General features: G+C 34.6%; 7 protein-coding genes. All 7 read left to right on the plus strand.

The features are described from left to right. Positions 1-4: 4 nt before the first annotated feature. The 7 genes from FQU21_RS02910 to FQU21_RS02940 are packed head-to-tail and all read left to right on the plus strand — an operon-like array spanning position 5 to position 13,233. Entirely contained in the window at positions 5-3,490 is a 3,486-nt protein-coding gene (locus FQU21_RS02910; protein WP_147676523.1) for a glycosyl hydrolase, read from the plus strand. Further along, positions 3,487-4,926 carry a BNR-4 repeat-containing protein gene (locus FQU21_RS02915; protein ID WP_246124735.1) on the plus strand — a complete coding sequence of 480 codons (1,440 nt, stop codon included), beginning with the start codon at positions 3,487-3,489 and terminating at the stop codon, positions 4,924-4,926. Before FQU21_RS02910 ends, FQU21_RS02915 begins: the two co-directional genes overlap by 4 nt. Before the next feature lie 6 nt (positions 4,927-4,932). After that, positions 4,933-6,282, plus strand: a complete 1,350-nt coding sequence (locus FQU21_RS02920; protein WP_222707981.1) for a sulfatase family protein — start codon at positions 4,933-4,935, stop codon at positions 6,280-6,282. A gap of 6 nt (positions 6,283-6,288) precedes the next feature. After that, positions 6,289-7,788, plus strand: coding sequence for a sulfatase (locus FQU21_RS02925; protein WP_222707982.1), 1,500 nt, complete (start codon positions 6,289-6,291; stop codon positions 7,786-7,788). A 12-nt stretch (positions 7,789-7,800) separates the two neighbouring features. Beyond that, positions 7,801-9,294, plus strand: a complete 1,494-nt coding sequence (locus FQU21_RS02930; protein ID WP_147676525.1) for a sulfatase family protein — start codon at positions 7,801-7,803, stop codon at positions 9,292-9,294. A gap of 13 nt (positions 9,295-9,307) precedes the next feature. After that, a complete protein-coding gene (locus FQU21_RS02935; RefSeq protein ID WP_147676526.1) occupies positions 9,308-10,735 on the plus strand; it encodes a sulfatase in 1,428 nt (475 codons plus the stop codon). 5 nt (positions 10,736-10,740) lie between these two features. Next, a complete protein-coding gene (locus FQU21_RS02940; RefSeq protein ID WP_187269304.1) occupies positions 10,741-13,233 on the plus strand; it encodes an endo-acting ulvan lysase-like protein in 2,493 nt (830 codons plus the stop codon). The last annotated feature ends 4 nt before the right edge of the window (positions 13,234-13,237 follow it).

Consider the following 13,237-nt stretch of genomic DNA (forward strand, 5'->3'; position numbering starts at 1 on the left):
TCTCATGAAAAATATAACATGCCTCTTTTTAATAGCATTTTGTTTTTGTTTTACTAATTGCACTGAAAGCAAAGATGAAGGTGTAACATTAGAATCCGGATTTCAAAATCCACCAAACCAAGCTAAAGCAAGAACCTGGTGGCATTGGATAAGCGGAAATGTATCTAAATCAGGCATAACCAAAGATTTGGAAGCCATGAAACAAGTAGGCATTCAAGAAGCACAATTGTTTAATGTGCATTTAGGATTCCCAAAAGGACCCGTAAAATATTTAAGTGAGGATTGGCTAGACTTATTCAAGTTTTCAGCAGAAGAAGCAAAACGTTTGGGCTTAGAATTGTCATTTCATAACAGCGCAGGTTGGTCTTCTAGCGGTGGACCTTGGGTAACCGAGGAAAATGCGATGCAAACGGTTGTTTTTAGTGAAGTTGAAGTAAATGGAAATCAAAATTACAAAGCTAAGCTACCACAGCCCAAAACTAAATTCAATTTTTACAAAGACATTGCTGTTTTGGCGTTTCCAAAACCAAAAGCAATTCAAAAGATTGATGGTTTAGATTATAAAATATTATCTGAACGTATTCGTAATCATTTATTACCAGACACAAAAAACATTTCAAAAAATTCATTGGTTTCAAAAGAAACTATTATCGATTTAACTTCTAAAGTTTCTAAAGATGGTTTTTTAAATTGGGATGTACCAAAAGGAGATTGGATTGTTTTACGATTTGGACACACACCAATTGGAACAACAAACCGGCCTGCACCTGCGGAAGCCAAAGGATTGGAAGTTGATAAAATGAGTAAAACCGCAGTTGATGCCTATTGGAACGGTGGAGTACAGCCTATTATTAATAAGTTAGGCGATTTAGTTGGAACCACTGTCAATAACTGCTTAATTGATAGTTACGAAGTAGAAACCACCAACTGGACAGCTGGTTTTGAAAAGCAATTCGAGAATTTAAGAGGCTACAATTTAACGTCATACTTACCAACCTTAGCGGGGTATTATGTAGAAAGTGGCGAAATATCAGAGCGTTTTTTGTGGGATTTTAGAAGAACTATTGGCGATTTAATTGCAGAGAATTATTACGCACATTTCGCAGAGTTATGCCATAAAAACAACTTAAAATTTTCTGTAGAACCGTATTGGGGCCCTTTTGATAATATGCAAGTCGGCGCCACTGGTGATATTGTGATGTGTGAATTCTGGAGTGGTGGTTATCCGTTTTTTGATTCCTCTAAATTCGTATCTTCTATTGCGCATTTAAATGGTAGTGCCATTGTTGGTGCAGAGTCTTTTACAGGAATTGGTGGTTGGGACGAGCATCCTGCACAACTAAAATCGATAGGCGATAGAGCTTGGGCAGAAGGCATTACACGATTTATATTTCATACCTATGTGCATCAACCTTGGGATGTGGCTCCCGGTTTAGAATTGAGTTATCACGGTACAGATTTTAACCGATTAAATACTTGGTGGTCGCAGGGAAAAGCCTATATGGATTATATAGCGCGTTCGCAATATGTATTGCAACAGGGCAAAAATGTAGCTGATGTTTTAGTATTTACCGGAGAATCATCACCAAATACCGCATTTTTAAAGCCAGAGATTAAACAAATGGGTTTTGATTATGATTTGATTGGCGCCAATAAATTAAAAGATCTAACTGTTAAAGATGGAATAATTTACTCTTCAGTTGGTAATGTTTATAACGTTTTGGTATTGCCAGAATCTGATTTTATAAAACCTGAAACCTTAAAAAAAGTAAAAGAATTGGTTGACGGTGGTGCAAAAGTAATTGGAAGAAAACCATCACAATCGCCAAGTTTAACGAATTACCCCAATGCTGATGAAGTTGTTAAAACTTATGTTGATAAATTGTGGGAAACAGGATTGGTAAAAGACATTTCTATTGAAGCTGTTTTAAGTGAGCAAACACCAGATTTTAAAATAGAAAGTAGCGATAAAACAGATTTGAGTTTCATCCATAGAAAAACAAATGATGCCGATATATATTTTATCGCCAATGCTAGAAAAGAAGCCAGAGAAATTACAGCACGTTTTCGAGTTTCAGGAAAACAACCAGAACTCTGGAACGCAGAAAAAGGAACCATAAAGGATTTGGTGGTCTTTAATGAAAATTTAGATGGAACAACAACAGTTCCTTTGCAATTAGGCATGGAAGAATCGGTTTTCATTGTCTTTCAGAAGGATTCAAATTCTAATCATATCGTTTCGGCTTCAGCAGAATTAGAACCTTTAGAACCAGAACCACTTTCGAATTTAGAAATTGTAAAAGCCGAATACGGAACGTTTCTGCAAGAAGGTTTAATCGATCTTACAGACCAAGTAAATAATGCCATAAAAGATGGAAAACTAGACTTTAAAATGTCTCGTGCGTTTTGCGATTGCGATCCTGCCATGGGCTACAAAAAAGAGTTTAGAATGGAATATCAAATTGGTGAGACCAAACATCAAATTTATGCAGAAGAAAGAGAGCATATAGAAATTGATGCAGAAGGTAAAACTTTTAAAGTTTTAAAAGCTGTCTTCGGAAAATTTAAAGCAGAAACCAAAGGCATTCCTCAAAATTATAAAACCTTTGAGGTTACTGATAAAATTAAAGATTTAGTTTCAAACAATACGTTTGAGATTTTAGTTTCTAATGAATTGATAGATAATAAAATTCCAGAAGGTGATAAAACAGCCTTAAAAATTACATACAAAACTGATGGAGAAGAACGCACGATGTTCATTCCTCAAGGTCAAATTTTAAAACTATCAAAAGACACACCAAAATCTAAGTTCGTTTATAAAGGGAATGATATCAATTGGGTAACTCCATATCCAGGTAAAATAACTTTTGAAGATGCTTCTGGAGAAACAAAAACAGCTAAAGTAACTTCAATACCAACTCCTATTGATTTATCAAATTTATGGGAAGTTGAATTTCCCGTAGCTTCAGAAAAAAATATAAATGAAACGTTTAATGCGTTAATATCTTGGTCAAATCATAAAGACGAACGTATTCAACACTTTTCAGGAACAGCAACTTATACAAAAGCATTTGAATTGTCTGATGATTTTCTTCAAAATGATAAAGGTTTAGAACTCGATTTAGGAAGTGTTGCCGTAATTGCAGAAGTAATCATCAATGGAAAAAAAGTAAGTACTTTATGGAAACCACCTTTTAGAACTAATATTGATGATTTTGTAAAAAAAGGTACAAATATTCTAGAAGTAAAAGTGACCAATTTATGGCCAAACAAATTAATTGGCGATGAAAATTTGCCTTTAGATTATGAACGTAAAGGAGATAAAATAAAAAAATTACCAAACTGGTTATTAAATGATACCAAACGACCCAGTAAACGAACCACGTTTCCGTCTTGGAAACATTGGAGTAAAGATGATGAGTTATTAACTTCTGGATTATTGGGGCCAGTTAAAATAAGAATTTTTAAAGAATTAAACCTTGAATTATGATGAGTAAAAAATTGATATTTAGTTTGGTATGCTTGTGTGTTTTAATATGCAGTTGTAATTCTAAAAAGAAAGCAGCGTTAACAGAAGTTAACAAAGGTACACAGGTAGACTATTTTGCAGATAATGGTTATGGAAATGCTGTTGCTATTGTACAACATCCTTCTGGAGTCTATCACAAAGGAATCACATATGTGGCTTACCAAGGCCCTTTAGAAGATCCTTACGTAGTGTCTTATAATCATAATACCAAAGAATGGAAAGGACCATTTAAAGCAGGCGTGAGTGAGTTGGGAAAAGACCCGAATCGTAAAAAGAAAATAGATAATCACGGTAAGCCAGCAATTCTTATTGATGAAGAGGATTATATTCATATTGCATTTGGAGGGCATGGAGGTATGCCTAAGCATGGAAAAAACAGGTTAGGAAATTATCATGGTGGAAAAAATCAACATGCTATTTCTAAAAAACCTTTAGATATTTCAAGCTGGGAAACACTTGATAATATTCCGCCTTTTGGCACTTACAATCAGTTTATAAAAATGGATAATGGAGATCTCTATTTATTTTATCGCCATGGTGCGCATAGAAGCGACTGGGTGTATCAAAAATCAACCGACAATGGTGTTACTTTTGCCGAACCTGTTTCATTTTTAAAGCATAAACGGCTACAACATATTGAAGCGGAAGATTCTTGGTATCCTTGGGTTAGTCGCGGGAATGGAGATGATATCATTGTAGCATTCGATTACCATATTTGCAGAGATAATAAAAACGCTCAAGATAAAAGAGGGCATATTCCTGAAAGACATCATTTGTATTATATGGTTTTTAATACCAAGACAGGACAATGGAAAAATGTTAAAAACGAACTTTTAGACATGCCTTTAACTAAAGAAATGGCAGATGAAAAAACCTTGGTAAAAGAAATACCTCATGATTGGACTTTTCAAGGAATTGCCGATGTTGATCCTGATGGAAAACCACAAGTTTGTGTGTTGGTTGGTCCAGATATAGGAGCCAAAAGAAGTGGACCTAAGCGTTTACAACATTTTAGATGGAATGGACAAGCGTGGTTACAAAGCAAGAATGCTAATCTTCCTAGAGGAAATGGAGATTTAGAAGTAAAATCTGCAACAGAAGTGAGTATTTATTTAGAGAGTGAAACTAATAATGAAGTTGGAGAAATTGCTAAATGGGATAGTTTTGATGGTGGTGATACTTTTAAAAAGAATAAGATTTTTTTACAAAGAAAAAATGCTGGTTTTGTGATATCAGCTCTTATTGATAATCCACACCCAGATGCTAGAATAATCGTAGGAGAAAAAGAAGATGGAACAGATTTTAGGAAAATGTATTTGTTAGGTGATAATGGCCCCATTAAAAGAGATGGTAAAGAAGCATCAGTTTTAAATGATAAGAATAATAAACTAAATTAACTAAAAATGAAAGTAATAAGAAAAGCTAGTTTTGTTTTTTTAGCACTTTGTATGTTGTTTTCCTGTGGAAATAAATCGAAGAGTGAAGCAACTAAAAACGACGAAAAGGAACAAAAAGAAAATACCCAAGCACCAAACATTGTATTCATATTGTCAGACGACCAATCATGGACCGATTATGGTTTTATGGGCGATGAGAACATAGAAACACCGCGTTTGGATAAGTTTGCTTCAGAGAGTTTAACCTTTACCCGTGGGTATGTGCCAACACCTTTATGTTCACCATCACTTGCCTCAATCATTACAGGACGTTATCCAAAAAATCACGGTGTTTTAGGAAATGACAAAGTTTATGAGCGTGTAAAGGGAGATCGTAAAGCAAGCCAAAAAAATAGAGCAGAGGCTTATAAACCCATCATTTCTGCTTTTGAAAAACAAACCACACTGCCAGATTTATTAAAAGAAAAGGGCTATTTATCCTTTCAAACCGGAAAATGGTGGCACGGAAATCATAAAGTAGGCGGTTTTGATTATGGTATGACACATGGAGATCCTAAACGTGGTGGTCGTCATGGCGATTACGGATTAGAAATTGGTAGAAAAGGCTTAGATACTCTAAATAGTTATGTGGATTTAGCTCTTAAAGAAAAGAAGCCTTTCTTTTTATGGTATGCACCATTTTTACCTCATAGACCGCATAATCCTCCAGCTAGATTATATGAAAAATATAAAAAGAAAACAGACTCAGAACACTTAGCAAAATATTGGGCCATGTGCGAGTGGTTTGATGAAACTTGTGGTGAATTGTTCGATTTGTTTGAAGATAAAGGATTAACAGAAAACACGTTGTTTGTTTATGTTTGCGATAATGGTTGGGCTCAAGACCCAGAAAAAAGCGGTTACCTTAAGCACTCAAAACGAGCACCTTTTGATATGGGAATCCGAACACCAATAATGTATAAATGGAAAGATAAAATTACGCCTAAAATGGATACCAAAACAATTACAAGTAGTATTGATATGGTACCTACAGTACTGGATGTTTTAGGGATTGAAAAACCTCAAAACTTACCAGGACTTAGCGTTTTAGATACAAAAGCATTAAATGAACGAAAAGGTATTTTCGGAGAAGTATATGCACATGATTTTGATACCATTGAAAATAGTATGTATTACAATATGGCCATTTTTCCTCCATATAAAATTATTGTTCCAGATCCCGTAAGAAAGAAAGATGAAGTGGTGCAATTATTTAATATAGATGAAGACCCTTTTGAGGAGCATAATTTGGCGACTTCACATCCTGAAATAGTAAAGGAATTAAAACAAAAAATTAATACTTTTAGAGCTAAATAGAAAATTATGAAATATAGAAAGTTGTTATTTTTAGTTTCATTGGCTTTTTTTTCATGTAAAAATGAAAAAACTGAAGTGGTAAATGAAGAAGCTGCTAAACCCAATGTATTATTTATTGCTGTTGATGATTTAAATAATATGATTGGACCTATCGATAATTTTACAAATGTAAAAACTCCAAATTTTGATAGACTTGCAGATATGGGAGTTACTTTTACAAATGCTCATGTACAAGCGCCTTTATGTGGACCATCAAGAGCTTCAATAATGACAGGTTTACGACCATCAACTACAGGTATTTATGGCATGACACCCGATAATGAAGTGAGAAGGGCGGGGAATCCTAGTACAAAAGATATTACCTTTTTGCCAGAGTATTTTGAGCAAAATGGCTACCATACCATGGGTATTGGGAAATTATTCCATATCCACGCACCAGATAGCGTGTTTAATGAGTCTGGAGGTCGCGTAAAAGGTTTTGGTCCCTATCCAAAAGAACGAATTGTTTGGGATGGTTTTGGAACTTCAAAATCTAAAAAAGGCAAATACGGACGTACAAGTACCGACTGGGGAGCTTTTCCAGAAAATGATACCTTAATGCCAGATCATCATTCTGTAGATTGGACGATTGAGCGTTTAAATAGAAAATACGACAAACCTTTCTTTTTAGGCTTAGGTTTTTTACGTGTTCATGTACCGTTATATGTGCCACAAAAATGGTTTGACATGCATCCTTTGGATAGTATAAAAACACCTCCTTATTTAGCCGATGATTTAAAAGATATTCCAAATGTAGGTTTACAAATAAATGATTTACCAATGATGCCATCTACAGAATGGGCTATTGAAAGTGGCGAATGGAAAAAAATTGTCCAAGCCTATTTAGCTTGTATGAGTTATGTAGATTATGAATTGGGTCGCGTTCTTGACGCTCTAGGAAATAGTGAATATGCCGATAATACAATTGTTGTTTTATGGTCCGATCATGGTTACCGATTAGGAGAAAAAGGCACTTTTGCAAAACATGCACTTTGGGAAACCGCTACAAAAGCACCACTAATGTTTGCAGGACCTCAATTACCAAAAGGCAAGAAGATTGACGCGCCTGTTGAAATGTTATCAATGTACCCAACTTTATTAGAACTGGCTAATCTTCCTGCTTATGATAGGAATGAAGGGAAAAGTTTGGTGTCTATGATGACAGAAGAGCATGGAATGAAAGAGGCCTATGCACTTACTACCTATGGTATGAACAACCATGCTGTTAGAACAAATCAATACAGATACATTCAGTATGAAGATGGAACAGAAGAGTTCTATGACCATTCTATAGACCCTAATGAATGGCATAACGAAGCGGCTAACCCAAAGTACAAAGCGCAGATAGAAAACATGAAAAAGCTTTTACCGAAAGTAAATTCTAAATGGGATGAGAGTTCTAACTATACATTTCAACCTTATTTTGTAGAGCAAAAAGCAAGGGTAAACGGAGAAGAAAATAAGTAAAAGTTATTGGTTATGATAGGTGAGGATTTTAATATTACGAAAAGTAGAATATATTTAAAAATAGCAATAGGCTTAACTCTTATTGGGTTAACAAATTGTGGGAACAGTAATAAGACTTTAAATAAAGTACAAAAGGCTATTGATAAACCAAACATCATTTTCTATCTAGCCGACGATCAAGATGTTTATGACTACGGTTGTTACGGCAATGAAAAAGTAAACACTTCGGCGGTAGATAGGTTGGCCAAAGAAGGTATGCTATTTACTAATGCCTTTACTGCTCAAGCCATTTGTGCCCCAAGTAGGTCGCAGTTATTTACGGGTAAATATCCACTTAAAAATGGATGTTTTGCTAACCATACAGCTACAAAACCCAATATTAAAAGCGTTACTGCTAGAATGAAGCAATTAGGGTATGAGGTGGTTTTAGCAGGAAAAAGTCACGTAAAACCATCAAGTGTTTACGAGTGGGATAGAGAATGGCAACCCGTTCCTAAAAAGGGTGTGCCTAGAGACTATATTCCGTTAGATAGTATTGAAGCTTATTTTAAAACTTCAAATAAACCATTTTGTATGTTTATTACATCAAAATACCCACACGCTAAATATTTTGAAGTAGAACATGCCAGTAAAGAGGATATTAAGTGGTATCCTTTTAACGCCGATAAAAAGGACAATAAAGATTTTGTAAATAAAAAAGCAGGTTATTATAAAAGTATAGAGGAAGATAACAACCAAATAGAGCATGTTTTGAAATATGTTGATGATTATTTAGGCGACAATACACTATTTATTTACAGTGCAGACCATGGAGTTTCAGGCAAATTTACAGTTAAAGATATTGGTTTAAAAGTACCCTTCGTAGCTCGTTGGCCAAAAGTAATTAAACCGGGGACAACCTCTAGCCAGCTCATACATTATACCGATGTGCTACCCACATTTATGGACATAGCAGGAGGAAAGGCTACGGATGATATGGATGGTAAAAGCTTTCTACCGCTTTTAAAAGGTGAAGATATACAAATTAATAAGTATGTCTATGGAGTAAGAACCAACCAGAATATTTTAAATTCCGAAGTATTTCCATCAAGAATGATTCGCAACAAACGTTACAAATACATCAGGAATTTTAATGCTTTAGAAGTTGTAAAACAAAACTTAACAGGAAAACCACAAGTCGATTATTTTATAAAAAGAGGTGCCACAGCATTTAAAAAAGAACCTTTTGAAGCATTATACGATTTACAAAACGACCCGTTTGAGCAACATAATTTAGCTAAAAACCCGGAGCTTAATTCTATGAAGGAAAACTTAAAAAAAGCCATGTTTAGCTGGATGAAATCTCAAGGCGATATTTTAAATAAAACTATAGGAAATATGCCTATCATAACACCTAAAGGCAATAAAGGATTTAAATTAGACCAAGATACACCAACCCGAACCATTCCAGATGCTGTTAAAAATACCTTGAAAAAAGGTGATTATATAGTTATTGAGCATTGGTAAAAATCATTTCAAAATGAATAAAATATTTTTATATCTGTTAAGTTTGGTACTGGTTTTTACGTCCTGTAAAGACAAGGATGAAACCTCTGAAAACAGCCCGTTTAAAACACCAAAAAACATTTTGTTTATAGCGGTTGACGATTTAAGACCCGAACTAAACTTTTACGGTGCAAACCATATTAAATCGCCAAATCTAGATCAATTATCTCAAGAGAGTTTAGTATTCAATAGAGCTTATTGCAATATACCTGTTTGCGGAGCTTCTAGGGCAAGTTTGCTTACAGGAACAAGACCCACAAGGCATCGGTTTATAGATTATAATACACGAGCAGATACCGATGTGCCTCATGCCATATCTTTACCAAAATTATTAAAGCAAAACGGTTATACAACTATTTCTAACGGAAAGATTTTTCATCATAATGACGACGATAGTTTAGCTTGGGATAAAAGGTGGTTTCCAAAGGGAAATATTCGAAACTATCAGTTGGAAAAAAACATTATAGAAAATGGTAATGCAAATTTGGCTATGGGAGGTGCTAGCGCTTTTGAAAAAGCCGATGTTGATGATACAGCATATTTTGATGGACAAATAGCCCAAAAAGGAATAGCCGATTTGCGTAAATTAAAGAACAAAAACAAACCTTTTTTTCTAGCTATGGGGTTTATGAAACCGCATTTGCCTTTTAACGCGCCCAAAAGGTATTGGGATTTATATAATAGAAATGAAATAGAACTTCCTGAATCTTATATGCAACCAGAATCCACACCAGCAGAGGCGTTTAATAATTTTGGCGAATTGCGTAATTATGGAAACATTCCTAGAAAAGGAAAAATTCCTGATAGTTTAGCCAAAGAACTTATTCATGGGTATTATGCTTGTGTAAGTTATGTGGATGCTCAAATTGGATTGGTGTTAGATGAATTAAAACGGTTAGAATTAGATGATGATACCATTGTAATTTTATGGGGAGACCACGGGTGGAATTTAGGCGACCATAAATTATGGTGTAAACACGTAACCTTTGAAACCGCATTAAGAGCGCCTTTAATCATTAAGGTTCCCGGAAAAACAAGGGGAGAATCTACAAATGCCATTATAGAGTTTATAGATATTTACCCAACTTTAACAGAGTTAGTTGGTTTGGAAACGCCTGCTACGGTTGAAGGCACTAGTTTTGTGCCAATCATTAATGGAAAGGCTTTTCAAAAAGACTGGGCTGTGAGTAAATTTAAAGACGCCGTAGCCTTAATAAAAGGCGATTTGTTTTACACAGAATGGACAGATGACCAAGGAGTTGCTTATGCTCGTATGTTATTCGACCATAAAATCGATCCTTTAGAACTAGATAATTTGGCTGAAAAACCAGAATATAAAGAATTAGTTAAATCGCTTGCTGTAGAATTAAGAGAAAAATGGGGGAAAGATTTCTTAAATTAATAAATGTGATATTTTTATTTAGAAAATTACAAATAGTACTATGGTTTTTAATAGCATTTCAGACAAGTGTGGTTGGTCAAGAATTAAAAAGACCTTTTATTTTGGTAAAAGAAAGCGAAAAAAAAGCTGTTCTTGAGAAAATAAAAACACAGGGTTGGGCAAAAGATATTTACGATAAATTAGTGTTTAAAGTGGATAAAGAAGTGAATACTTTTATTAAAAACCCCGATAAGTATATCAAACAATTACCATTCAATTGGTCTGGCATAGAGAAGAACAGTTTTCCTCCATTTTATAAAACTGATCATGTTGAAAACGGTATTCATAAAAATTTAGATAATGCTACAGAAGAAGAATGGAAACCTGCGGCAATACTTATAGAATACTTGCAATTAGCTTTAGATTGTAGCATGATATATTATGTAACAGAAGATGAAAAGTATGCTTACCTGGCAAGTAGTATTTTGTATTCTTTTATAAATTCTGTACAAAAATCTCAATTATCCGAGTGGCATGGAAGAGGCGGTTGGTTATTTCCATATGATGGTTTTAGAGAAGTACGTGTAATTGGATATAAACTACCTTTAGTTTACGATTTTTTGTCACCATACCTTAAAAATGGGGGTAAATCCTTTGATATTATAAAAAATAAAAATGTAGATTTCCCTTTTAACAAAGCACAAGAGGTGTTTAGAACATATGCTAATATTTCAGTGAACTACGGGCATACAGGTTCTAACCATCCCGTCCTAGAATCACCAAGTCTAGTATATAATGCCTTAGCCATAGACGATGAGCAAGAACGTGAAAAATGGTTGTCGTATTTTTTAACTGAAAATACAAAAAACCAAGATGCGCTTAATACCATGGCTAAAAATTATAAAGAAAAAGGCGATATTTGGCCAGAAACATCTCAGTATTTAAATCATTCTACCGCTATAATAGCAAAACTTATGCTAGTGATAAATCGGTATAGACCAGAATTAAAATTAGCCAAACAATATCCCAATGTGCTATATGCGTTACCAAGGTTGGATTATTTTGTGTATCCAAATAATGAACTCATAAGATGGGGCGATGGTCATCGTAGTGGAACTGCGATATATAGTGCTTATGAAAATGCTTATATTTTAGCAAAAATGGATGGTTTAATCGATCTAAAAGAAAAGTTTGGTCCGCTTATTAATAGAGCCATGCGTGATGGTAAATATAAACGAGAAGGTATGGAGTCTATTTTTTGGTATAATAATATTGAAGGGGATCCTGAAGGGGTTAAATTGAGTCGAACCGATAGAGTATATCATGCAGGTATCGTTATGCAAAGAAATTTGAGTAGCACTAACCGTCCTAAAGATGGTTTAATGTGTTTTGTAGGTGGTGCGCACATGGTTCATGGACATGCAGAAGGTATGAATATAGAATTGTATGGTGAAGGACAGGTTCTAGGTGTTGACAATGGCAGAGGTAAATATGCTAAAGATATCCATGAAAATTATTCTAGAATTTTTGCAGCGCACAACACCGTAATTGTAAATGGTAGTTCTCAAGGCGAAGGTGGTTGGAGTAATTTAGGGATTAATACTGTTCAACTGGTTTCAATGGAACCCAAGGTTGGGGCAGAGGGGGTTTCACCTTATCATTCCTTTAGTCAAACCAGTTTTGAAGATGATCGCGGTGATAAAGCAGAAGCAACACAACAACGTACTCTAGCGCTAATTAGAACCTCCCCAACAACCGGGTATTATGTAGACGTATTTCGTTCTAAGTCAAGGTTATCAAATGAATATCATGATTATTTGTATCATAATATTGGTGATACACTTAGCATAGAAAATACTGATATGAGTTTTATAAATACCCCCAATAGATATATGCAAAATGCTAATTTAGAATGGAATAAGAATAGGTATAGAAATCCTGGCTGGCATTTTTTTAAGGATGTTAAAACCTCAAAATCTTACGCAGGTGATGTAAAAGTCACGTTTAAAACCGAAAAATTAAAAGCTGGAGCATTATTTATGCAACTATATATTCCTGGTTTTGCAAACCGCAGTTACAGCCAAGTAAAAGCCCCTCAAACATATGAAGCGCCAGAACCTTATGATGATTTGACGACACCAACTTTGGTAATTAGAAATGAAGGCGAAGCTTGGAAAAACCCATTTGTAGTGGTTTATGAGCCCTACAATGCCATGGAGAATTCCTCTATTGTATCGGTTAACAAAATGGAACAAAATGGTATTTACAAAGGGCTAAAAATAGAAAGTAAAACGCCTACAAGAAGTTTAATTCAGTATATAATAACACAATCTAAAGAGGAGGTTTATAAAAACGAAACTTTAGGTATTTATTTTAAAGGTACTTTTGCTGTAATTACTTTAGATAAAAAGGGTGTTTTGCAAAGTCTTTATATTGGAGAAGGCGAAAAATTAGTTTTTAAAGCGCATGAGGTAATTGGTAATAAGGATAAGGCCTTTTATAAAGTATTTGAAAAGTAAAAAG

Origin of the sequence: Algibacter pacificus, assembly GCF_008033385.1 — a bacterium.
GTDB classification, from domain to species: Bacteria; Bacteroidota; Bacteroidia; order Flavobacteriales; family Flavobacteriaceae; genus Algibacter; species Algibacter pacificus.